Origin of the sequence: Hymenobacter sedentarius (assembly GCF_001507645.1) — a bacterium.
Taxonomy (GTDB): Bacteria; Bacteroidota; Bacteroidia; order Cytophagales; family Hymenobacteraceae; genus Hymenobacter; species Hymenobacter sedentarius.
In genome coordinates, this window is record NZ_CP013909.1 from 753,537 (window position 1) to 776,559 (window position 23,023).

The window sequence follows — 23,023 nt, forward strand, 5'->3', positions numbered from 1 at the left end:
ATGTACTATCTGCTTGAGATTCATTAAGGCGCCGCTGCAGGCCTTACTTTTGTGATTATGTCAGGTATTAACGATGCGCTGCGCGCCGCTGCCGACCAGTTCGGCACCCCCCTTTACGTCTACGATTCAGCGACCATTACGCGTCAATACGAAAAGCTAAAAAATGGCTTCTCGGGGCACAAAACGCGCTTTTTTTATGCCTGCAAAGCGCTGAGCAACGTAAGCATTCTGCGCCACATCCACGGCCTGGGAGCGGGGCTCGACTGCGTGAGCATCAACGAGGTACGGCTGGGCCTGCACGTGGGCTTTGCGCCCGACGACATCCTGTTTACACCCAACAGTGTGACGTTTGAGGAGCTGGTAGAGGCTAAAAACTTGGGCGTCAACCTCAACATTGACAATATCTCGCTGCTGGAGCGGTTCGGCGCCGCGTTTGGCGGGTCGTACCCGGTGTGCGTCCGCCTGAACCCCCACATCGAAGCGGGCGGCAACTACAAGATTCAAACCGGCCACATCGACAGCAAGTTTGGCATCAGCATTCACCAGCTGCGCCACCTCGAGCGCGTGGTGAAGGGCACCGGCCTGCACGTGCGCGGCCTGCACATGCACACAGGCTCCGAAATCAAGGACGTGGGCGTGTTCATGCGGGCCCTGGAGATTCTGTTCGACGCGGCGGGCCGCTTCCCGGAGCTGGATTTTCTGGACCTGGGCTCAGGCTTCAAAGTGCCCTACAAGCCCGGCGACGCCGAAACCGACGTGGCCACGCTCGGCAAGCAAGTGGCCGAGGCCTTCAAAGGCTTTGAGAAAGAATACGGCCGCCCGCTGGAGTGCTGGTTTGAGCCGGGCAAGTACCTGGTGAGCGAAAGCGGCTACCTGCTGGTGAACGTGGCCGTGGTGAAGCAAACCACCGCCACCGTGTTTGCGGGCGTGAACTCGGGCTTCAACCACCTGATTCGGCCCATGTTCTACGACAGCTACCACCACATCAGCAACCTGACCAACCCCAAGGGCACCGAGCGGCTGTACACGGTGGTGGGCAACATCTGCGAGACCGACACCTTTGCCTGGGACCGCCTGCTGCCCGAGATTCGCGAAAACGACTTGCTGGCGTTTCACAACGCCGGCGCCTACGGCTTTGAGATGAGCAGCAGCTTCAACTCGCGCACCCGACCCGCCGAAGTGCTGCTGGAAAACGGCAAGCTGCGCCTCATCCGCCACCGCCAGACCTTCGAAGACCTGCTGGCCGGGCAGGTAGACGCCGAGGAAGTAGTGCGCGAAAGCGCGGTTTAGCCCAAGGGCTTGGGCTGCGCCAGGAGCCACGCCACCGCCGTCTCTTCAGTTTCGAAGGTGCGGTAGGCGTGGCTCTGGCCGCGGCTGGCCATGACGTACTGGTTCATCGCCAGCCGCGCAAACACGTTGTTAGCAATGAGAATGGCGCCGTAGCGGTAGCCGCCTTCCTGCACGGCGCGAGGCAGCCATTCGGTGGCCATCCATTCCTGCTCGCCGGGACTTAGCGGGGCCATTTCACGCTGGTCAACCAGCATTTTCTCCCAGCGCCGCCGGCTCAGGGCCTGCACGGCATGCGTGAGCAACGCCCGAAACTGCACGGGCTCACGCAGCCCGGCACGGTACTCGAGCCGCAGAAAGCCTTCGGGCTCCTCCCAGATGCGACCGATGCTGTTTTCGAAATAAAGGGAGCGGGCAGATTTAGAAATCAACTGTCGAACAACAAAGTAGGCACTTGCCACCCCGGTGCCCTAGTGCAATGCGGCATGGGCCCGTGGGTTGGGCAATTCCTCAACCAAAAAGGCCAAGCGGTGGTTAAGGCCGGGGCGAAATTAGTTTATTGGGCTAGCCCTCCCACGTGCCGAAAGCGCCGCGCTGGTAGTCGCGGTAAGCCTGCTGAATCTCGGCTTCGGTGTTCATCACAAATGGGCCGTAGGACACAATGGGCTCGTTGAACGGCAGGGCGTGGCCGAGTAGCACCAGGGCGTCGGCATCGGCGGCTTCGATGGTCAGCTCGTCGCCGTCGTGGTTGAATTCCACCAGTTGCCGGGACTTGGCTTCGGTGCCGTTTACGCGCACGGTGCCGCGCACCACGTAAAAGAAGATGTTGCGCGCCGCCGCAATGGGAAGGGTAACGGTGGCCGCGGCCGGTAGCTCAACCCACGCCAACTGCACATCGGCCAGGGGCTGCACGGCTCCCGCAGTGCCAGTCCACTGGCCGGATACCGCGTGAATGACCACGCCGCCGTCCAGCGTCACGGTCGGAATCTCATTTTTTTGCAGCCCGATGTAGCGTGGGGCCACCATCTTGTCCTTGGCCGGCAGGTTCACCCACAGCTGCAGGATTTCGAGCGGCCCGCCGCTTTGCTTGAACTGGTCGGAGGAGACTTCGGCGTGAATCAGCCCGCTGCCGGCCGTCATCCACTGAATGCCGCCGGCTTCAATCACGCTTTCGTGGCCGCTGCTGTCCTTGTGCAGAATGTCGCCCTCCAGAATGAACGTCACCGTTTCGAAGCCCCGGTGCGGGTGCGGGCCAAACGGCAAGCCGTGGTTCTTGGGCCGGTACACCTGCGGGCCGTGGTGGTTCAGAAACAGGAAAGGGTCGATGTGCTCGACCGAATCCGTGGGCAGAGCCCGATAAGTCACAAGGTCGGCAATGGGTGCGTTGATGGCGCGGTGCTGCTTCTTAATGGTGCGCATGAAGTCAGGTATTGGGAAGGTAGAATCAAATATTAAAGTAGCCCGTCATGCTCAGGCACGAAGCATCTTGCATGGGGTAGTAAACCCACTCGTCTGTCCTGCTGACGAAGAAAGCATCTTATCAAGCCAGTACGATTTGTTCAACGGTGATAAGATGCTTCGCTGCGCTCTGCATGACAGGCGGCGTCAGCGTGACAAGAGTCGCAAGCGAACTGCGGCGCGCGGCATGACACGGTTTATTAAGACCAGGTAGCCGACGAAAGTTTATGCCTCGTCCGTGGGTGGCGTGCCGCGGAAGGCATCGATTTTCAGCACGTTGTCCAGCTTTACCGGCTTGTTTTCCTTGGCCGACTCATAGATGGCTTCCATAATGCGCTGGTCCTGCAGGCCTTCTTCGCCGGGCGTGTAGGGCGTTTTGTTTTGGCGCACGCATTCGGCCATGTGGTCCATTTCCAGGGCAAACTGGTTTTTCTCGTCGCCCCCAGGAGTTTCCTTGAGCTCTTTTCCGCCGGGGGCGTGTACCCGCTCCTGGTGCAGGCCGTGGTAGGTAAAAGCAGGGTCCATCCTGATGCTGCCGGTTTCGGCGTGCACGGTGTAGGCCTTGCTGTTGAAGCTGCCGTAGCCCGTCACGCAACTGGCCATCACGCCGCTGGGGAAGCGCAGCCGGAAGCTCACGTTTTCTTCTACTTCCTTGAAGCGCGCATCGCCCGGCGTGCTGTAGATGCTGGCCGACACTTCGGTGGGCTCTTCGCCCAGCAAGAAACGGGTGGTGTTGAGGCAATACAAGCCGATATCGGGCAGGGCACCGCCGCCGGCCAGGGCTTTTTTGTGGCGCCACTGGTTGTCGTGGGCCTGGTTCTGGGTGTTCACCATCTCAATGAGCTTGGTGGGTCCGTAGGTTTTATCGCGCACCATCTTCTGGGCCATGCGGTTGAGCGGCTCGTACTGAATGCGGTAGGCAATCATGAGCTTTTTGCCAGCTTTTTTGCAGGCCGCAATCATTTCCTCGCACTCCTTCACGGAGTTGGCCATGGGCTTTTCGCAGAGAATGTGTTTGCCCGCCTGCGCCCCACGAACAGTGAATTCGGCGTGCATGGAGTTGGGCAGCACAATGTAAATCACCTCCACCTCGGGGTTGTTCTTGAGCTGGTCGTAGGTCTGGTAGGAGTAGCAGCTGCTGGACTTGATGCCGTACTGGCGGGCTATTTTGCCCATTTTGTCGGCGTCGCCGCTCACCAGGGCCACCAGCTTGGCGTGCTTGCAATGGGCGAAAGCGGGCAGCAGCTCTTCCAGGGTAAGGTGACCCAGGCCCACCAGCGCAAAGCCCACGCGCTGGTCCACGGGGTCGGGGTTGGGCGGGCCGGCGCTTTGCGGCTCGGTGGGCGCGTTCAGGGGCGGCAGTTTCACGTCGGTGGGGCCGGTAGCGGGTGCTTGGGCCGCACTGGCCGCCGCCTGGGCCTTAGCAGCCGCCACGGGCAAGGCAACGGCCACGCTCATGGCTAGCCGCCCCCGGCCGGCGTGGTTGATAAATTGGCGGCGCGACTCGTCGCAGTCGGCCTCGGGTACGGCTTCAAAAGCAGGGGTAGCGGCAGTTTCTCGGAGCATCGGCAAAAGGAAAGGTGGTGCTTAGCCTTACGTACCTTTTTCCCTTTGGTGTTGCGTTGGCCAGGTGGCACGGCGCGGGCCATGAGCTCATCGCCCGCGCTGAGGGCGTATTCGAGCGCCGGCTAGCCCAACTTTTCCTCACGAAACGCAAAAGCGCCTTGGCGTAGTTTTGCGCCCTTATCCGCCGCCATGAAACCACGCCGCAAACCCACTGCCGCCCGCAAGCCCCACTACTTTCCGGACGAAAACGTGGCGGAGCGCTGGGATGCGCGCCACCTGGCGGGCCAAACCGAGTTTGACGAGTACCGCTTCGTGGGCTGCGATTTTAGCGGGGCCGACTTGAGCAACAAGCGTTTCAGCGACTGCCTGTTTGAGCGCTGCAACTTGTCATCGGCGGGCCTGGCGGGTACGGCGCTGCAGAACGTGGCTTTTGATGATTGCAAGCTGCTGGGCCTGCAGTTCACGGCGTGCCGCGACATGCTGTTTGGCGTGCACTTCGACCAGTGCCAGCTGCGCTACGCTTCCTTTGCGGCCCGCAAGATGCCGGCCACGCGCTTCGTGCGCTGCGCCCTGGACGAGGCCGATTTCGCCGACGCCGACCTTTCGGCCGCCGTGTTTCAGGACTGCTCCCTGGCTGGCGCCGTGTTTCAAAAAACCCAGCTCGTGGGGGCCGATTTTACTACCGCCACCGGCTTCACCATCGACCCCGAAAGCAACCAGCTGCGAGGTGCCCGCTTCACGCTGCACGGCCTGCTGGGCGTGGTGGCCAAGTACGAGCTGGTAATCGAATAAATACCCGAACTAGGCCGTTAGCAGCTGAACAGGAGCACCCACGATAAGCGCTACCGTAGAAGCTCTAGCAAAAAATTTCTTTGAGTGCAGGCCCGATTCCGCGCCCCGGAGTAGATTGCAATAGAATTCCCATCTATGCCCGAAAAGGCAGCTCCATTGACTGGGCTGCCTGCCCCATTTCGGCAAATTGTCAGCACGCAGTGTCGGAGCGCCCGCAGGGCATCGCACCTCCCCTCTCCGGCAGTGCCAGGGCTCGTGGCCAATGGTTTATGACCAGGCACGGGCATTTTCTCACCTCGCTACAACCACCAGATGGCCAATCGCCGCGCTTCCATTACCGACCTGGCCAAGACGCTGGGCCTCTCGCCTTCCACGATTTCGCGCGCGCTGAGCGACCACGACGACGTGAGCGAAGCAACCAAAGCCCGGGTGCGCCAGCTCGCCGAAGAGCTGCACTACCAGCCCAACCAGCTGGCCGCTGCCCTGCGCCGGGGCCGCAGCAACACGCTGGGGGTGCTGGTGCCGCACATCACGGGCCACTTTTTCCCGCAGGTGGTGCACGGCATCGCCACCGAAGCCGCTAAGCTGGGCTTCAACGTGATGATATGCCAGTCGAACGAAGACACGCGCCAGGAGCACAAGAACATCGACCTGCTGATGAACTCGCAGGTGGAAGGCATTCTGGTTTCGCTGGCCAACACCACCCACGACTTCGGCCATTTCGAGGCCGTGCGCCAGCAGAACATTCCGCTGGTGTTTTTCGACCGGGTGGTGGAGGATTTTGAGGGCAGCAACGTGAGTGCCGTGGTGCTCGACGACTACCAGGGCGCCTACCAGGTGGTGACCCACCTTATTGAGCAGGGCTGCACGCGCATTGCCCACTTCAGCGGGCCGCTGCACCTGAACATCCACAAAAACCGCCACCAGGGCTACCTCGATGCCCTTTCGGCCCACGGCCTGGCCAACGACAAAGACCTGGAAGTCTTCTGCGAGATGAACCAGAAGGGCGGCATGCAGGCCATGCGCCAACTCCTAAAGCTGCCCCAGCGCCCCGACGCCGTATTTTCCTCCAACGACTTGGCCGCCGTGGGCGCCCTGCAGGTGGCCAAAATCCACCGGCTGCGCGTGCCGCAGGATTTGGCCATCGTCGGCTTCAGCAACGAGATGTTCACCTCCCTCACCGAGCCCATGCTGAGCAGCGTGGACCAGCGCTGCGAGCAAATGGGCAAAACGGCGGTGCAGCTGCTGCAAAAAATGCTGAAAAGCGGCCCCAACCGCCAGGGCCCGCCCAAGCCCATTGTGCTCAAGCCCAAGCTGCTGGTGCGCGAGTCCTCGCAGCGCCGATAATGGCATTGCGCAAGAGGATATGCAGTTTAATTGGCTGCTGAGTAGCACGGCATACATCACGGAGCGCAGCACCTCGCTCGCGCCTTTTGTCATGCTGACGAAGGAAGCATCTTATCACGCCGCAACGAGTCGTTGAGCCGTGATAAGATGCTTCCTTCGTCAGCATGACAAACGATTATTGACAGACTATCGGTAACGTGCTGCAAGGAAGTAACCCACGGCGAATACCCTAACCTGCTCGGAGCCGTAGGAGAAGCCAAGTAGCCCTTCCGCTTGTTAGAAGAGGGTAGTTCCTGACCGTTTTCCATGCCTGATTCCGCTCTGCCGCCTGCCGCCGTCCCCAAGGCCACGTTGTTGACGCCCTTTACTTACAGTCTTTTTCGGGCTATCTGGATTGCGGGCCTGGTGTCGAACGTGGGCACCTGGATGCAAAACGTGGCCGGCGTGTGGCTCGTCACCACCCTCACAACTTCGGCCCTGCTGGTGGCCCTGATGCAGACGGCCACCAGCCTGCCGGCCTTCCTGCTGAGCATGCCCGCCGGGGCCATGGCCGACATGATAGACCGGCGCAAGCTGCTGCTGTTTACGCAGGGCTTCATGGCGATTGTGGCAACCATCCTGGGCGTGCTCACGCTCTCGGGTGGCATTTCGGCATTTGGGGTGCTGGGCTTCACGTTTTTGCTGGGCATGGGCGCAGCCCTGAATGCGCCCATCTGGCAAACCGTGACCACCGAGCTGGTGCCGCGGCCCGTGCTGCCGTTTGCCATTACCCTCAACGGCGTCAGCAACAACATTGCGCGGGCTATTGGGCCGGCCATTGGCGGGGCCATCATTGCCTACTATTCCTCGGGCTGGGTGTTTATCCTGAATGGCGTTTCCTTCCTGGGCACCTGGGCCGTGGTGTTCTTCTGGAAGCGCGAAGCCGCCGAAACCAGCGGGCCGGCCGAGAACTTTATGGGGGCCCTGCGCGCCGGCATGCGCTACGTGCAGTATTCGCCGGCCATTTACGGGGTGCTGGTGCGCACGTTCGCGTTTTCGTTTGGGGCGGCGGCCATGTGGGGGTTGGTGTCGGTGGTTATTGCCCGCAAGCTGCACCTAAGCTCGGGGCACTATGGCGTGATGCTGTCGTGGCTGGGCGCGGGCGCCGTCACGGGCGCGTTCCTGATGGGCCGGGCGGGCTCGCGGCTCAATTTCAACCAGCGGGTGCTGCTGGGCGTCCTCGCGTTTGCGGGCACTAACCTGGCCCTGGCGCTCATCACCCAGATTTACATCCTCTACGCCGTGATGTTCCTTTCGGGCATTGCCTGGCTGATGGTGATGACCAGCTTCAGCACCACCGTGCAGCTGAGCGTGCCCAAGTGGGTGCAGGCGCGCGTGATTAGTGTGTACATGCTCGTGTTTCAGGCGGGCCTGTCGGTGGGCAGCCTGGCCTGGGGCGAGCTGGCCGACCACCTCAGCCTCGACACGTCCCTGCTGATTGCGGCCGGCTGGATGCTGGCCAGTGCCCTGCTGGCCGTGCCCTTCCCCATGCTCTCGGCCGAAGGCCTCGACCTGGCCCCGGCCGAACACTGGCCCGACCCCACCGTGGAAGGGGGCGACATCGACCCCGACGACGGCCCCGTGGTGGTGATGGTGGAATACTGCGTGGAGCCGGCCAACTGGCCCGCCTTCCGCGAGGCGGCCGAGCAGCTCAAGCGGCTGCGGCTGCGCGACGGGGCCCTGCGCGCCGGGGTGTTCTCAGACCTGGCCCGCCCCACGCACATCACCGAATTTTTCTACGTGGCTACCTGGGGCGAGCACCAGCGCCAGCACCACCGCTTCACCAAGGAAGACCTGGCCGTGGAGACGCAGGTACGGCGGTTTCACTGCGGGCCCGGCGAGCCCCGCGTCACGCACTTCCTGGCCTTCCCCAACACCTCCAACGTGGAAATGGCCACGCCCCTGCAGAACCTCGAGAGCCAGCGGTAGCCCCGCCGCCAGCCGGCCTAGAGCAGCTCCTGCAAATCGGCCAGTTGGGCAATGCGCCGGGGGGCCACGGCTGGCTCAATCTGGCCAAAACCGTAGGTAGCGAAGATGAAGGGCACCCCCGCCGCCTGGCTGGCGGCCAGGTCGCCGGGGGTATCGCCCACGTACACCGGCGCCTGCAGCCCGAATTGGGCTACCACTTCGCGGATGTTCTCGGACTTGGGCAGCTTCCTGGTGCCGAAGCACTGGTGGCCTTCGAAGTAGTGCGCCAGCTGGCTGTTCTCGAAGAAGGCCTCCACGTAGCCCAACTGGCAGTTGCTGACGATGAACAGCCGGTACCCCTGGCCGTGGAGGTAAGCGAGGGCCGCTTCCAGCCCCGGGTAGAGGGTGCCGCCGGGCTGCCTAGCCGCGGCCAGCTCCTGGCGGGCACAAAGCGCGCGGTACTCGTCGAACTTGGCCGCCGGCAGGCTGGGAAACAGCCGCTCGTACACCACTTCGTAGGGCTGGCCGGTCACGGCCTGTACCTGCGCCAGCGTCACGTCGTTGTCGATGTAGTCGACGCTGCTTTTTGCGGCCTGGAAGGCTTTGGTAATGGCGGCCGACGCATCCCAGAGCGTGCCGTCGAGGTCAAAAATTACACTATCGAAACGTGATGACATATCGGGTTATAAAGCGCCACCCACTGCACATACAGCGGGCCGGCGCGTAGCAAACCAGCCGTTTATTGGGCTGGTTTTTATTCGTACAAATCCTGGGTATCGGCGGCTGCCAGCTCAACTAGAAAATGGCCGATGTTGGTAGTCACGGCTTCGAGGAAAGCCTGGCCTTTTTCGGCGGTGGCTTCGGCGGGGTTGCCCACGCCGGTATCGGCCGACACCTTGCTCCATTCGCGCTGCGCCCAGGCCCAGCCCTGCCGCATGGCCGTGAGACGAAATTGCTTGGCGGCGCCATCGCCGGCTTCGGACAGAGGGCTCACCAACTCGGGTACAATGTGCAGCATGGCGCTGGTTTCCATGGCGTCGGCATGGTCGCCGGGGGCCGTGAAGTACTGGCTGCGGTCGGCGGCCTTAAACCAGTTGAGCGTGCTCAGAAACACCTGAGGGAATTCGGCCTGCAGCTCGCGCAGAATCTGCCGGAAGTCGTTGCCGCCGTGCCCGTTCAGAATCACCAGCTTGGGGATGCCCTGCCGGGCCAGTACCTGCACCAGGTCGCGCACGATGGCCAGCTGCGTGCTCGGGTTCAGGTTCATGTCGAGGGTAATGTCGAGCTGGCCGGTATTCACGCCGAAGGGAATGTTGGGCAGTACCACCACTTTGGCGCCCTGCTCCCAGGCTTTGCGGGCGGCCTCGGCGGCCACGTAGTCGTTCTGGATGTTGTCGGTGGCGTAGGGCAGGTGGTAGTTGTGGGCCTCGGTGGCGCCCCAGGGCAGCACCACTACTTCGTATTTGTGTTCCTGAACGGTTTTCCAGGTGGTTTCGGCGAGGATATAGGGGCGTGGAGCCATAAGCGTTGTTGAGCAGAGGAAATAGTAAAGTAGCGCCTACGAAAAACCGCCGGGCGCGTCGAACCAGACAGTTCTGGTGGGATAGTAATTCAATTGGCAGCCATATCGGCCCGCCTTACCCGGCCCGGCCGGCGCGCTCCAGCAGCACAATGGGGCCGTCGTGGTAGGTGGTGCGGGCGTATTCGCGGTAGCCAAACTTCTCGGCGACGCGCAGCGAAGCCTTATTTTCGGGATTAATGATGCACACGGTGCGGGCGTGGTTGAAGTACACCTCGCCCCAGGCAATGGCAGCGGCTACGGCCTCGGTGGCGTAGCCCTTGCCATGCGCGGCGGGGGCCAATACCCAGCCCATTTCCGGAGCCTCGCCCAGCGGCGGGTCCAGGTCGCGCTTGAGGTAGAGAAACCCCGCGGAGCCGATGAACTGGCCGGTGGCTTTTTCTTCAATGGCCCAGGAGCCGTAGCCCACCACGGCCCAAAGCCCGGCGCTGCGCAGCAGCAGTTTCCACACCTCCTCGCCGGGCAGGGGCCCAGGGGTGAGGTAGCGGTAGTAATCGGGCTCCTGGCACATGGCCAGCAAGGCCGGAAAGTCCGTCGCCTGGAAGGCCCGCATCAGCAGCCGGCTGGTTTCAAGAACGGGAACGGTGGGCAAGGCGGGACTGGGATTCGAAGACATGAGCAGAAAAAAGGAAACGGCCAAAGACAACGAAAGATAGACGGCCAGCCCAATAAATGCCTAATTCCTGCCTCACTCCTGCCGGCTCGCGCCCAGCTACTGCGCCACAAAGAGAACGGGCCCCGATGCACTTGGCATCGGGGCCCGTTTGCCGGCTCAGGCGGCAGCTACCAGGAGCCGCTGTTGTCGTTGCCGCTGTCGAAGCCGCCCCCGCCAGAATCGCCAGAAGAGGGGTCGTCGTAGGAAGAATTATCGTCGGAAGAGAAAAAGTCGTTCGACGAATTATCCGCCGTGGCATCATCGGAGAAGTAGTCTGGAGTGCTGGTAGCGGCACTGCTGTCCCGGCCCGAGAAGTAGTCGTCGGCTGCGCCGGTGCCCATAGCGCCCGCGCCGGCCGCGCCCGCCGCCGTGCTGGGGTCGAAGTGCTGCGGGGTGGTGCCGTCGCCGGCCAAGCCGTGGCTCGGGGCCTCGTGGCCCGAGGCCATGCGGTTGCCCAGGTAGGCGCCGGCTGCTGCCGCGGCTCCCGTGGCCAGGATGCCGCCCATGCCACTGCCCATACCGCCACCGCCCCCGCCGCCGAAGTTGCCACCGCCACCGCCACCGCCAAAGTTGCTACCGCCCCGCTGCATGTTCACGGGGCCATTGGGAGAGCCGCCGTCGGGGTTGCGGTTGGGCAGAAAGTCCGGGGCGGGGCGCGACTGGGCAGCCGGCTGGCTACGGCCCCGGAGCATGCGCACCAGCAGCCAAATGATGCCACCAACTACCAGGGCCCCGAGGAGCACCGTGCCCATGCCGGGCCCGGAATCAGGCTCCGTGGTGGGGGGCGTGAGCAGCGGGTCGTTCGGGGTGGGGCTCACCGGCTCCTTGGCTTGGCGCTGCATATTAGTCCCGGTTTCGGCCGAAGCCGGGGAAGAAGAAGCCGAGGAAGAAGTAGCGGCGGTAGTGGCCTGGGATACCGAGCTGGGGTTGGCGGCCAGCATCAAGGTGTTGAGGCCCGCCCGCAGGCCCCCAAAATAGTTGCCTTGTTTGAAGGCCGGCGTCATCTTGCTGATGGCGCGGCTGGTCACTTCCGGCGTAATCTGGGCCTGGACGCCGCTGCCGGGCTGAATAGTGAGCTTGTGGTCCTGGGCACTGAGCAGCACCACAATGCCGTTGTTTTTATCGCGCTGGCCGATGCCCCAGGCCCTGCCGAGGGCCCGGCCGTAGTCGGCCACGTCGCGCCCGGCCAGGGTGGGCACGGTCACGACTACTATCTGGGTGCCGTTGTTGTCGGCGTAGCGGCGCAGGCCGCTTTCCAGCTTTTTCGCGTCGCCCGGGGCCATCAGCTGGGCCTGGTCGTTTACGAACCGGAAGGGCGTGGGCCGGGGCGGCAAGCCCTCGGTGGTGCCGGTTTGAGCGGCGGCGGGCCCATTGAGCCCGGCCGAAACAAACAGCAGCAAAAGAATCAGGAGACGATGCATGGCGAAGGGGCTAAGGTGAAACCAAGTGTATTCGTTCGCCTTTTACGGCAGGTCCGCTAGGTTAGCTGTGGCGGCCCGGCATTTCAGGCGGGTTTGTGGGCGTTGCCCGGTTGCAGCTTCGGGCCGCGGCCCTTTCAGTGGCTGATTACCAGCCCAAATTTTACCGCTGAAAACGGGGCCGCCCCGCGGGAGCCGCTACGCGCCACCGGCGCCCAGCGCGGGGTCGGCGGCGGGCGCCACGGCGCGCTCGAAGCGCAGGCGGGCATCGGCGGCGGGGCCGGCGAGCACAAAGTCGTTGCGGAGCAGAACCTGCTGCGAGCCCAGGTTTTCGGTCTCGGTGTGGGCCACTAGCTGGCGCACCATGCCCGTGGCGGCGGCCTGCTGCACCAGCCCGCTCACCAGCTCGGTGGCCAGGCCCTGCCGGCGCCAGTCGGCCGAGATGGAATAGCCGATTTCGGCCGTGCCCTCGGCATCGGGTGGGCCCATGAAGCCGCCCGTGCCGATGAGGGTACGCGGCGTGGCGTCGGTGGCTTTGCGCAGCGCGTACCAGCCAAACCACCCGGCCGAGTCGCGCCCGCCGGCGGTGAGCTGCTCCAGAAAATAGTGCATGGCCTCGCGGTCGTACTCGCCGGGCGGCCAGTCGGCGGGCATGGCGGCGCCCAGCAGCACCGGAAAATACTGGGGCTTATGCAGTTCGGCCGTGAGCAGCGCGCGGCTGGCCGCCAGGATGATGAGGCGGGGCGTTTGGGTGATGAGCGGAATCATAGAGAAGAAACAGAACCCTTAGCGGGTGCGAAAGCGGGGTATACGCTAACCGCCCAATAATCTCCGAGTTGGTAGCGGCTCGACTGCTGCGAAGCTAGTCGTCAATTTATCTTCTGGCTGCTCTCGTGACGCGCCCCTTCCCGCAGGCCAGCCTAATAATTGCAATTTAACCGGAAGTGCCTGTATTCCAAGAGGCAGACTGTATCTTTACAGCTTGTTTCCACTTGATTGTTCGGCTTATGGCTCTCGACCTTCTGCTCGCTTCCGAAGTTCTCGATGCGCATTACGATGACGAAAACGCGTGGCTTTACCTGGACTGGAAAGGCCCGCAAGCACTTGAGCTGGTGCAAGCCGCCTGCGCCCAGATATCCGTGCTACTGCAGCAGACCGGGGCCCGCAAAATCCTCAACGACAACACGCACATCACGGAAACCAGCTGGGAGTTGGCCCGGTGGGTGGCCTACGACTACCTGCCCGAAGCGGCGCGCAACGGCCTCAACTACGTGGCCTGGGTGAACAGCCCGCTCTTGAGCTGCCGCGGCAACGTCAACCTCATGGCCGCTTTCATCGACCGCCGGCCCCAGGTGGCCATCTTCGACGAACTGGCGGCCGCCTACGAGTGGCTCAGCAGCCTCACCGTTGCCATTCGCACCTAAGCCCGGCGCGGGGCAGCCCGCTGGGCCGTCCTAATCGAACACATAGCGACTCTTGCGCTGTGGAGCAGCCGGTGCGGGCTCGCCTAGCATTTCCAACAGGGTGGATTCAATCATGTGGCTCATGGTATTCAGGGCCAGGTCGTTGGGGCCGGTACCAAAGGGCTCCTCGATTTCGCGCACAATGGCGTCGAGGGCCATGAAGGTGTAGCCCACAAACACCACGATGAGCGGCGTCATCCAGCCGATGCTGTCCACGAGGCCAAAGGGCAGCAGGAAGCAGTAGAGGTACGTGGTGCGGTGCAGCATCACGCTGTAGGTGTAGGGAATGGGCGTGCCGGCCAGGCGCTCGCAGCCGCCCACAATGTCGGAGAGCTGGTTGAAGTTGTGGTCGAAGGCCAACTGCGTGTTCGAGTCCAGTTCCTCGGCGGCTTTGCGTTGCTGCACCCAGCGGCCCAGCTCCAGCAGCAGCAGCACGGGCTTAAAGGTGGCGCCTTGCACGGCCTGGGCCAGCGGCGCGGGCAGCAGGCGGGCCAGGTCGGCCGCGGCGTCGGTGTGCCGCAGCTGGTGCTTGAGGGCGTAGGTGAAGGCGATGAGCAGCCGGACGAAGTGCGCGGTGGCCGGGGCGCCGGTGGGCTGGCCGCTCTGGGTAATGGCCTGCCGCGCCAGGGAGCGGGTGGTGTTCAGCAGGGCGCCCCACTGCTTGCGGCCCTCCCAGAAACGGTCGTAGCTGGCGTTGTTATAGAAGCCCAGGAAGATGGCCAGCGTGATGCCAAACAGCGTGAAGGCCGAGGCATTGAGCGGAATCTTGTAGTGAAACAGCTGCCCGTGGCCCACCACCACGGCCACCGACAGCAGCAACAGCGCCAGCAACCGCGGCAGAATCTGGGGCAGCACCGAGCCGTGCCACACGAAGAGCAGCCGCAGCCAATTGTCTTTCTCACGGATAATCATGGGAACGGATACGTCAGGAACCGCTCAACGGCTGACCTAAACGCGCGAAACCACTTGCGCATCTCCGGCAAGGGCAGCATGCTGGGCAACGAGCCCTTCAGCGAGCACGCTGTGATTTTGGGCGTGCAGGGCGGCCGGTTCGGGCTTGTGCGTCGGTGGCCCCTACCACGCAAGACACTGGCCGACTTCGCCATTGCCCGGGTGCGCACAGTTGGCAACCAGCGTGCTGCTAAGGCTTCACAAAGACGTACCTGACCGTTTACATATTGTTAGAAGTTGAGCCAACTATGGCGCTGTTCTGAAGAGTATAGCCCTCCTCGTAAAGCCTTGTGAACAACACATGGAGCTGCTCCACGTTGGCATTTTTGTTTTTATCAAGGGCTGAGACAGGCTTGATTAACTCCGTTCTCCCTGCCCCACGCGTAGCCGTAAGTTCCTGCTGATAAGTCGCTAAAGCCTCTGCTCCCGCAAGTCTATGCAGCCCTGTAAGTCCATCGGATAGCAACGCGCTGGCAGGCCGCAGCCTTGCACCGCACCACCGACTCGCTCCGAGGCACCAATGCCCGTTCATATCATAAGAATTCCGCCTTACGCCCAAAAACAAACCAGCCACTACCGGGGGCGGCAGCGGCTGGATAAAGAAGGCGAACCCAGTTGGCCGAGACTCGCTAGCGGCGATGTGCGGGCTTGGTTTCATAGGAGGTGGTTTTCCGTTCTTCCGTCACCACGGTGGAACGGTCGCCGGAGCCCTTCTCCACGGCATCGGCTTGCTTCTCGAGGTCATGGGCCTTGGCTTCGGCGTCGGCGCGCACCTGCTTGGCGTCGGCGCGGGCACGCTCGGCGTCAGCTTTGGCCTGGGCATCCTGAGCGTCCTGGCGGGCGCTGTCCGCCTGGCGCTGTTTTTCTTGTTCCTGGCTGCAGCCGCCCAGGAGCAGGCCAGCAGCGAGTAGGTACATCAAGCGGTTGTTCATGGTATTGGGGCGCTTTGGGAGGAATGGGAAAAAGATGGCTTGTGTACGCTTACAGGGATGGAAATGTTAATGGTACGGCAGCGTAGCGCCGTGCTCTAGGCCCCGCGGCGAACATGCCCAACCAGTTTCGCCCAAAATAAACCAGCCCCAGCAATAAGCTACAATGGGCCCAGCCTCTGCTGCGCCAGGTTTCGCTTAGCCCACCCCGGTAACTTGTGGGTCCGTTCGTACTTGCTCAGGATTTCCTTTTCGTTGCCTTTGGTATAGCGCGTATAGCGGCTCAGCAATGCTACGGTTCCGCCCAGGCCGGCAAGTACACCTATAGTCGGAAGGGTATTGTCGGATGGCCCACTGTCCAGGTTGCTCAAGGCCGCAACGGCCATAGACACCACCCCCAGGCCCAACGCCACGGGAGCAGCAACAAGCGCCAGACCGCTGGATTTGCGCTTCGTTTGAAACAGGTCTTGCAGCGCGGCCACGGTATCGGCCGCGTTGAGCAAGGGCTGGCTCGCTCCCAACGAAACGGGAGGCGAGGCCTGTTGGGCTAAACCTGGTTTGCTCCAGCCCAGGCAGAGCAACACCAACAGCCAGATTACATTTTTGGAGAATGCCATATGCGCCGAATAAATGCTTGAATATATGAGTTTAACTTTCAATATCCAGCTATCCGGCTTTCAGCCCAACTTCCCCAAAAACAGCTCAACCGCACCCGGGACGGCAGCGGCTGAATGATACGAAAGCGACGAACCAGCCGGCAGCAAACGCGCCCTCCGGATTGGCTCACGCTAGCCTTCGGGCACCACCACGGTGGTCACGTGGCCGGCCACCATCCGCCAGTGCCCGGCCTGCCGGGCCCACACCCGCAGGTAGCGCACCTGCTGGTGAAAGGGCTGCCCAGCCGCGGTGCCTTCCATATCGGCCAGCACGGAGGCCACGGCCGTGGTTTCATTTAGCACCCGCACGAGCTGCTGCAGAGGCCGCGCCGCCGTTATCCGCAGCAGCCCCGACCGGTGCGCTTCCAGGTCTTCGGCTTTGCCGACCAGCCGCCCCTGCATGTCGGCAAACAGCAGGTCGTCGGCCAGCAGCTCGGCCAACGCCGGGACATCGGCGGCCAGTTGGGCTAGGCGCAAGCGCGTCTCCAGTTGCTCGATGCTGGCCAATACGGCCGCCGCCGGGGCGCTCGGGGTTGGGCTGGAAGCAACAGATTTCATGCAATGAATTTAACGACTGCCGCGAACTTGGCTACCTGAAAAATTACCCAACCGCCCCGGCACAGCGGCGCCGATGCATTCCCTCAGGCTACCACCAACCCATATTTGGCCATGATTTTCTGCACCCGGGCCGGGTCGGGTGGGCCGCCGGCTTGTAACAGCGCGCCCAGCTCCCGGAAATAGGCTGGTCCAATACTGGCCGGTGTGAGTACCGTGAGCAGCGTCGCCGTTTCGGAGCCCAGGTTGGCGTGATGGTGCACCACCCCGCGCGGGATAAAGCGCCGGTCGCCGGGCCCAATGGCCTGCAACAAGCCCCCAACGGTGGTGCTCATGGTGCCAGCCAGGCCGTACACCAGTTCGTCTACTTCTTCGTGGTAGTGCGGCGCGGGCACTTTGGCCCCCGGCGGTACCGAGAATTCGAATACCACCATGCGTTCGTCGGTATCGTCGCCATCGAGCAGAAAACGCAGCTCCAGCGCTCCAATGCGGATTATTTCTTTGGGCTCGGTCATGAACTCAATTTACCACCGAGGTCTCCCAAAAACAAACCAGCCGCTCCCGGCGCGGCAGCGGCTGAACGATGCGTCAGTTACTTCCCATGAGTTACCTCTAGGATGCGGCCGTCCCGCTTGCTGATTTCGATGTAGGCCACGCCGCCGTCCATTTCTTTTGGCAGGAAGCCTTCCACTACCCACACGTCTTTGCTGTTTAGCGTAGCCTGATAGGGTTTTTCGCTCAGAACCTTCTTGCCATAAATGGGCAACCAAACGGCCTCAGCAATTCGCTTAGCGGTAACAGCATCAGGCACGAATCCGCTACTTGGCATGAAACTCGGCGATGCGGTGGGCTCTGGTAACGTTGCCTTGGGAGTTTGGGCATTGGCTCTGCTTGCTGCTACTAGCAACGCCGTAACAAGAGAAAGAAAGACTTGCTGCTTCATCCCGCAAGCTACCCCAACCTCCAGTTTAACCACGTGTAGCGGCAGGAGAAAGAGAATCTACATTTTTTTATAGAGCTAATAAGTGCCTTCTTATTGGTTTCTTAGCCGTATTTGGCCTTCGTACTGCTAAGTTTCTAATCAATACTTATTAAGTTTTTTTCCATTTTCTTTCCGATTTTGTTTACTTTGCATAGGTCAAAAAAACAAGCCGCTCAAAGTTGAGCGGCCTGCAATTGAGGTGAAAACAATAAAACAGCAGTGCTTCTGCTACGTTAGATTAGGTCAAGAATCCAGTGAGAAGCATCCCATAGCTTCTTGCATACTTTGACAAAATCGGTGAGGCCGACAACAATCGTCGAACCCCGTTTTATTAGGCGTGGAATATTACGCCAATTGCTCTTTAGCATGGTAGCTGGAGTTTTTGGTTAATGTGTGAGGTCAATAGCCTCGCATTGAACGGAAGGGCGGCAACCCTTCCGTTTTTGCGTTTATACACCCTGCATGGGCACGACACTCAACAATACATGCAGGGAGATTTTATGTCATAGGCAGTTTGGTTTATTAATTAGCAGAGAACGGCAATACAATAATTTGCATACTCTTATGCCCCTATCTTGTCATACTAAGTTAAGGCCTACCACAAGGTATTGTTACCCTTGAAGTAGGCCTCTCTTAACTATTAAACAGTTTACGACCCGCAGGCCTCGCAACCCTCCGGGTTATCCAGCGAGCAGCTCATGTCGCTTTGGTTCTGCTCGACCAGGGCCATCGGCTCCAGGGTTTCGGCGGCTTGCTTTTCCACCGTAAACTTGATGGCGTCGGCGGCCGCTTTGGTGCGCAGGTAGTACATGCCGGTTTTCAGGCCGCGCTTCCAGGAGTGGAAGTGCATGCTGGTGAGCTTGCCGAAGTTCACGTTTTGCACGTGCAGGTTCAGGCTCTGGCTCTGGCAGATGTAGGCGCCGCGGTCGGCGGCCTGGTCGATGATGCGGCGCTGCGAAATCTCCCACACCGTCTTGTACAGGTCCTTGATGTGCTGCGGAATGCGGGCAATGCCCTGCACCGAGCCGTTGGCCGCGATGATTTCCTGCTTCATCTGGTCGTTCCATAGGCCCAGGGCCACCAGGTCTTTCAGCAGGTGCTTGTTCACCACCATAAACTCCCCGCTGAGCACGCGCCGCACGTAAATGTTGCTCGTGTAGGGCTCAAACGACTCGTTGTTGCCCAGAATCTGGGCGGTGCTGGCCGTGGGCATGGGCGCAACCAGCAAGGAGTTGCGAGCGCCGTGCTTCACCACCTCGGCGCGCAGGCTTTCCCAGTCCCAGCGGCCCGAGTCGGGCGTCACGCCCCACAAGTCGAACTGGAATTTGCCCTGGCTCAGCGGCGAGCCGGGGAAGGTTTCGTAGGCCCCGTCCTTGATGGCGAGGTCCTTCGAGGCCGTCATGGCCGCGAAGTAGATGGTTTCGAAAATGTCCTTGTTCAGGCCCGAGGCTTCGTCGCTCTCGAAGGGCATGCGCAGGGCAATGAACGTGTCGGCCAAGCCCTGCACGCCCAGCCCAATGGGGCGGTGGCGGAAGTTCGACTTCTGCGTTTCGGGCACCGGGTAGTAGTTCACGTCAATCACCTTGTTCAGGTTCAGCGTGGCCTGGTAGGTCACCTCGTACAGCTTCTGGTGGTCGAAGGTGGTGTTGCCGGCCTTGTCGGTCACGAGGTAGCGGGGCAGCGCCAGCGAGGCCAGGTTGCACACCGCAATTTCGTCCTTGTCGGTGTACTCAATAATCTCGGTGCACAGGTTGCTCGACTTAATCGTGCCCAGGTTCTGCTGGTTCGATTTGCCGTTGGCGGCGTCCTTAAACAGCATGTAGGGCGTGCCCGTCTCGGTCTGGCTTTCCAGAATGGCAAACCACAGCTCCTGCGCCTTGATGGTGCGGCGGCCGCGGCCCTCGCGCTCGTACTTGGCGTAGAGCTTCTCAAACTCCGGGCCCCAGCTCGTGTCGAGGCCGGGGCACTCGTGCGGGCACATCAGGGTCCAGTCGCCGTTTTCCTCCACGCGCTTCATGAACAGGTCGGGCGTCCACATGGCATAAAACAGGTCGCGGGCGCGCATCTCCTCCTTGCCGTGGTTCTTCTTCAGGTCCAGGAATTCGAAAATGTCGGCGTGCCAGGGCTCCAGGTACACCGCGAAAGCGCCCTTGCGCTTGCCGCCGCCCTGGTCCACGTAGCGGGCCGTGTCGTTGAACACCTTCAGCATGGGCACCAGGCCGTTGGAGTTGCCGTTGGTGCCTTTGATGTAGGAGCCCGTGGCCCGCACGTTGCTCACCGACAGCCCAATGCCGCCGGCGCTCTGCGAAATCAGCGCGCAGTTCTTCAGCGTGTCATAAATGCCGTCGATGGAGTCGTCCTTCATCGTGAGCAGGAAGCAGCTCGACATCTGCGGCTTCGGCGTGCCGGCGTTGAACAGCGTAGGCGTGGCGTGCGTAAACCACCGCTCGCTCAGCAGGTTGTAGGTTTTGATAACCGAATCGATGTCGCTCTTGTGGATGCCCACCGACACGCGCATCAGCATGTGCTGGGGCCGCTCCACCACCTTGCCTTCCAGGCGCAGCAGGTAGCTCCGCTCCAAGGTCTTGAAGCCGAAGAAGTCGTAGTTGTAGTCCCGGTCGTAGATAATGGCCGAGTCCAGGGTGGCGGCGTTCTTATGAATCACCTCCCACACGTCGGTGGCCAGCAGCGAGGCGTTGTCACCGTTCTTGGGGTCTTCGTAGGTATAGAGCCGCTTCATGGTGCTCGAAAACGACTTCGAGGTCACCTTGTGCAGGTTGCTCACCGCGATGCGGGCCGCCAGGATGGCGTAGTCCGGGTGCTTGGTGGTGAGCGAGGCGGCGGTTTCGGCAGCGAGGTTGTCCAGCTCCACGGTCGTCACGCCGTCGTAGATGCCGTCAATCACCTTCTTAGCTACTTCTATCGGCGACACAAAATCCATGTGCAGGCCGTAGCACAGCTTCTCAATACGTGCCGTGACTTTGTCAAACTTCACGGATTCGCGGCGGCCGTCGCGTTTAATTACTAGCATACCGGTAGTGTTTTGGTGTGGGTTTTTCTGTATAAAAAGCAGTCGGCGCTGGGTGGCGCGATGCCAAGTAGCTAAGTGAGATGAGAAAGAGTAGCGGAGAATCCTGCGGAAATCATCGGCCTCGGTTCATTCAATTCCGGAAATTACCTCATCCGTTTTGGGAGGGCAAGCAAAAAATATAGAAGTTTTCCACATGTCCCTTAAACAGGCCGCCCGGCCGCTTTTTTAAAAGCAGGCCGGGCGGCCATCGAATATGCAGCTATCATTACGGTTGAGCTTACTGGCTAGCCGTGGGAGCCGGCGTGGGCTGGCAGGTCATTATCACGCTCACGTCGATGGACTTGGCGATGTTGTTGCGCACCAGCGCCGGGATTTTGATGCGGTAATCGGCCGGGGCCACGGCAAACTTGGAGGTCACCACCAGGTCGTGGTCGCGCAGCTGCAGCGTGCCCGGCACCCGCATCTTGCGCGACACCCCATGAATGGTGAGCTGGCCCTGCACGTACACGGCCTGGGGCCCGCTCCGCAGTTGGGCTTCGTCGGGCACGGTCAGCAGCTTGCCCGTAAAGCGGGCCCGCGGGTACTTCTCCGATTCGGCGTAGTTCTCGTTGAAATGCTCCTGCATCAGGCCGTTCTTAAACTGGAAGTCGCTCATGAGCATAGAGAAAGCCAGCTGCCCGGTGGCCATCTCAAAAATGGCCCCCACCTTCGAGTTCAGCGCCTCAATGTCTTCAAGGGGCGCCGTGGAGAAAAAGGTAACCAGCCCCGTACCCGTGGTGTAGCGCGAAGCCTTGGTCTCCAAAGAGGCGATGAGCCCCGCCGCAGGAGCGGGCACGGTTTGGGCATGCACAGCGGGCACCACGGCCCCCAACCCCAATAAAAAGAGTAAACGGTAGTTCATAGAATGCAATAAGCGGTGGATAAAGTGGCAAGCTAAGAGTTGAGCTAATCTCAACTCTCTTTTTTTAGCCAAGCCGTTGCCTGCATCCGCACATTTATTTCCGTTGCCTCTCCCCTATTTGTCTGCACTCGCCTGTCATGCAGAGCGCAGCGAAGCATCTTATCGCCGCGGAACGAGTCGTCCGAACGTGATAAGATGCTTCGCTCTGCATGACAGATGCCGGGGCAGGCCTCCAAAAGCAATAATTCTTAGAAATCCTCGTCGAGCGAGAATACGTTGTCGTTGCGCTCGCTCATCACGCCAGCCTTCTGGTACTCGGCCACGCGCTTCTCGAAGAAGTTGGTTTTGCCCTGCACCGAAATCATTTCCATGAAGTCGAAGGGGTTGGTGGCGTTGTAGATTTTGCCGCAGCCCAACGACACCAGCAGGCGGTCGGCCACAAACTCGATGTACTGCGCCATCGTCTTGGCGTTCATGCCGATGAGGCTCACCGGCAGGGCGTCGGTCACAAACTCCTGCTCGATGCGCACGGCATCGGCAATGATGGCTTGCACCCGCTCCTCGGGCAGCTTGTTCACGAGGTAGCTGTAGAGCAGGCAGGCGAAGTCGCAGTGCAGGCCTTCGTCGCGCGAAATCAGCTCGTTGGAGAACGTGAGGCCGGGCATCAGGCCGCGCTTCTTGAGCCAGAAAATGGAGCAGAACGAGCCGGAGAAGAAGATGCCTTCCACGGCGGCAAAGGCGATGAGGCGCTCGGCGAAGTTTTCGGAGTTAATCCACTTCAGGGCCCACTCGCCCTTTTTCTGCACGGCCGGCACGGTTTCCAGGGCGTTGAAGAGGTAGTCCTTCTCCTTGGGGTCTTTGATGTAAGTATCAATCAGCAGCGAATAGGTCTCGCTGTGAATGTTTTCCATCATAATCTGGAAGCCGTAGAAGCAGCGCGCCTCGGGCATCTGCACCTCCTGCATGAAGTTCACGGCCAGGTTCTCGTTCACGATGCCATCGGAGGCGGCGAAGAAGGCCAGCACGTGCTTGATGAAGTGCCGCTCGTTGTCGTTCAGGCTGTTCCAGTCTTTTTGGTCCTGCGAGAGGTCAATTTCCTCGGCCGTCCAGAAGGAGGCCTGTGACTTCTTGTAGTACTGCCACACCTCATCGTTTTGGATGGGGAACAGGACGAAGCGGTTGGGGTTTTCGGCGAGGAGCGGCTCCATAAACTTTCGGGGACTTAGTGGTAGGTTTCGTCGAGGAAGGAGGGCAGTCAACTGCCAGCGGCGGGCAGATGTTTGGCTGACGGCTCAGAAAAGCAGCCCGCCTTCCAGGTTCAAATATAGGCTCAACCACGAGGCCGATTGCCACCGTTTTGAGATTGTTTATTCCCTAATTTTTCGCTAAGTCCGGACTTTTTCCCGCGGGTGGCCGCTACGTTTTTTCCGCAGCTCAACCGTAGGATTTCCACCTAAAAAACACTCAAAATCAGCCGCTTTTAATCCACTTTTCCACATTTGGCTT

Annotated in this window: 22 protein-coding genes; 5 read left to right on the top strand and 17 right to left on the bottom strand. The window is 61.0% G+C overall.

Annotated features, from left to right (window positions below):
• Positions 1 to 57: 57 nt before the first annotated feature.
• The gene (lysA, locus tag AUC43_RS03150; protein ID WP_068189854.1) at positions 58 to 1,290 is read left to right on the top strand and encodes a diaminopimelate decarboxylase; all 1,233 of its coding nucleotides are present in this window, start codon (positions 58 to 60) and stop codon (positions 1,288 to 1,290) included.
• Here lysA and AUC43_RS03155 read toward each other — a convergent pair.
• The 3 genes from AUC43_RS03155 to AUC43_RS03165 all read right to left on the bottom strand — a co-directional run bounded on the left by AUC43_RS03155 (position 1,287) and on the right by AUC43_RS03165 (position 4,311).
• The gene (locus tag AUC43_RS03155; protein ID WP_068189857.1) at positions 1,287 to 1,718 is read right to left on the bottom strand and encodes a hypothetical protein; all 432 of its coding nucleotides are present in this window, start codon (positions 1,716 to 1,718) and stop codon (positions 1,287 to 1,289) included. The two genes, lysA and AUC43_RS03155, sit on opposite strands and share 4 nt — an antisense overlap.
• A gap of 133 nt (positions 1,719 to 1,851) precedes the next feature.
• Complete coding sequence (locus AUC43_RS03160; protein WP_068189859.1) at positions 1,852 to 2,706, bottom strand: pirin family protein; 855 nt, start codon at positions 2,704 to 2,706, stop codon at positions 1,852 to 1,854.
• A gap of 264 nt (positions 2,707 to 2,970) precedes the next feature.
• The gene (locus AUC43_RS03165; protein ID WP_071885803.1) at positions 2,971 to 4,311 is read right to left on the bottom strand and encodes a Gfo/Idh/MocA family protein; all 1,341 of its coding nucleotides are present in this window, start codon (positions 4,309 to 4,311) and stop codon (positions 2,971 to 2,973) included.
• A 189-nt stretch (positions 4,312 to 4,500) separates the two neighbouring features.
• On the opposite strand from AUC43_RS03165, the gene AUC43_RS03170 reads away from it, so the two are divergent.
• The 3 genes from AUC43_RS03170 (at position 4,501) to AUC43_RS03180 (ending at position 8,418) form a co-directional block, all read left to right on the top strand.
• A complete protein-coding gene (locus AUC43_RS03170) occupies positions 4,501 to 5,103 on the top strand; it encodes a pentapeptide repeat-containing protein (RefSeq protein WP_068189861.1) in 603 nt (200 codons plus the stop codon).
• Between the two features lie 312 nt (positions 5,104 to 5,415).
• Positions 5,416 to 6,450: a LacI family DNA-binding transcriptional regulator gene (locus AUC43_RS03175; protein WP_068189864.1), complete on the top strand. Its 1,035-nt coding sequence runs from the start codon at positions 5,416 to 5,418 to the stop codon at positions 6,448 to 6,450.
• Between the two features lie 306 nt (positions 6,451 to 6,756).
• Positions 6,757 to 8,418, top strand: a complete 1,662-nt coding sequence (locus AUC43_RS03180) for an MFS transporter (protein WP_068189867.1) — start codon at positions 6,757 to 6,759, stop codon at positions 8,416 to 8,418.
• A gap of 17 nt (positions 8,419 to 8,435) precedes the next feature.
• On the opposite strand, the gene AUC43_RS03185 is transcribed toward AUC43_RS03180, so the two are convergent.
• The 5 genes from AUC43_RS03185 to AUC43_RS03205 all read right to left on the bottom strand — a co-directional run bounded on the left by AUC43_RS03185 (position 8,436) and on the right by AUC43_RS03205 (position 12,817).
• Complete coding sequence (locus tag AUC43_RS03185; RefSeq protein WP_068189870.1) at positions 8,436 to 9,074, bottom strand: HAD family hydrolase; 639 nt, start codon at positions 9,072 to 9,074, stop codon at positions 8,436 to 8,438.
• 77 nt (positions 9,075 to 9,151) lie between these two features.
• Entirely contained in the window at positions 9,152 to 9,919 is a 768-nt protein-coding gene (locus tag AUC43_RS03190) for a creatininase family protein (protein WP_068189873.1), read from the bottom strand.
• Between the two features lie 115 nt (positions 9,920 to 10,034).
• Positions 10,035 to 10,592, bottom strand: a complete 558-nt coding sequence (locus AUC43_RS03195) for a GNAT family N-acetyltransferase (RefSeq protein WP_068198142.1) — start codon at positions 10,590 to 10,592, stop codon at positions 10,035 to 10,037.
• A 167-nt stretch (positions 10,593 to 10,759) separates the two neighbouring features.
• Positions 10,760 to 12,052 (bottom strand): TPM domain-containing protein, encoded by a 1,293-nt coding sequence (locus tag AUC43_RS03200; protein ID WP_082684873.1) that lies wholly within the window; start codon positions 12,050 to 12,052, stop codon positions 10,760 to 10,762.
• 195 nt (positions 12,053 to 12,247) lie between these two features.
• Positions 12,248 to 12,817: a GNAT family N-acetyltransferase gene (locus tag AUC43_RS03205; protein WP_068189878.1), complete on the bottom strand. Its 570-nt coding sequence runs from the start codon at positions 12,815 to 12,817 to the stop codon at positions 12,248 to 12,250.
• A gap of 239 nt (positions 12,818 to 13,056) precedes the next feature.
• Here AUC43_RS03205 and AUC43_RS03210 point away from each other — a divergent pair, with 239 nt between their 5' ends.
• Positions 13,057 to 13,473 (top strand): hypothetical protein, encoded by a 417-nt coding sequence (locus AUC43_RS03210; protein ID WP_068189882.1) that lies wholly within the window; start codon positions 13,057 to 13,059, stop codon positions 13,471 to 13,473.
• Between the two features lie 30 nt (positions 13,474 to 13,503).
• On the opposite strand, the gene AUC43_RS03215 is transcribed toward AUC43_RS03210, so the two are convergent.
• The 9 genes from AUC43_RS03215 to AUC43_RS03255 all read right to left on the bottom strand — a co-directional run bounded on the left by AUC43_RS03215 (position 13,504) and on the right by AUC43_RS03255 (position 22,725).
• Positions 13,504 to 14,424, bottom strand: a complete 921-nt coding sequence (locus tag AUC43_RS03215) for a bestrophin family protein (RefSeq protein WP_068189885.1) — start codon at positions 14,422 to 14,424, stop codon at positions 13,504 to 13,506.
• A gap of 668 nt (positions 14,425 to 15,092) precedes the next feature.
• Positions 15,093 to 15,395, bottom strand: coding sequence for a hypothetical protein (locus AUC43_RS03225; RefSeq protein WP_068189891.1), 303 nt, complete (start codon positions 15,393 to 15,395; stop codon positions 15,093 to 15,095).
• Positions 15,396 to 15,553: 158 nt separating this feature from the next.
• A complete protein-coding gene (locus tag AUC43_RS03230; RefSeq protein WP_157780905.1) occupies positions 15,554 to 16,009 on the bottom strand; it encodes a hypothetical protein in 456 nt (151 codons plus the stop codon).
• A gap of 171 nt (positions 16,010 to 16,180) precedes the next feature.
• A complete protein-coding gene (locus tag AUC43_RS03235; protein ID WP_068189894.1) occupies positions 16,181 to 16,606 on the bottom strand; it encodes a nuclear transport factor 2 family protein in 426 nt (141 codons plus the stop codon).
• 83 nt (positions 16,607 to 16,689) lie between these two features.
• On the bottom strand, positions 16,690 to 17,118 hold the full coding sequence (locus tag AUC43_RS03240; protein ID WP_068189896.1) for a cupin domain-containing protein: 429 nt from the start codon (positions 17,116 to 17,118) through the stop codon (positions 16,690 to 16,692).
• A 77-nt stretch (positions 17,119 to 17,195) separates the two neighbouring features.
• A complete protein-coding gene (locus AUC43_RS19945) occupies positions 17,196 to 17,546 on the bottom strand; it encodes a YbbC/YhhH family protein (protein WP_071885804.1) in 351 nt (116 codons plus the stop codon).
• 688 nt (positions 17,547 to 18,234) lie between these two features.
• Positions 18,235 to 20,616 (bottom strand): ribonucleoside-diphosphate reductase subunit alpha, encoded by a 2,382-nt coding sequence (locus AUC43_RS03245; protein WP_068189898.1) that lies wholly within the window; start codon positions 20,614 to 20,616, stop codon positions 18,235 to 18,237.
• A 277-nt stretch (positions 20,617 to 20,893) separates the two neighbouring features.
• A complete protein-coding gene (locus tag AUC43_RS03250; protein WP_082684874.1) occupies positions 20,894 to 21,517 on the bottom strand; it encodes a YceI family protein in 624 nt (207 codons plus the stop codon).
• 248 nt (positions 21,518 to 21,765) lie between these two features.
• Positions 21,766 to 22,725: a ribonucleoside-diphosphate reductase small subunit gene (locus tag AUC43_RS03255; RefSeq protein ID WP_068189902.1), complete on the bottom strand. Its 960-nt coding sequence runs from the start codon at positions 22,723 to 22,725 to the stop codon at positions 21,766 to 21,768.
• Between the last annotated feature and the right edge of the window lie 298 nt (positions 22,726 to 23,023).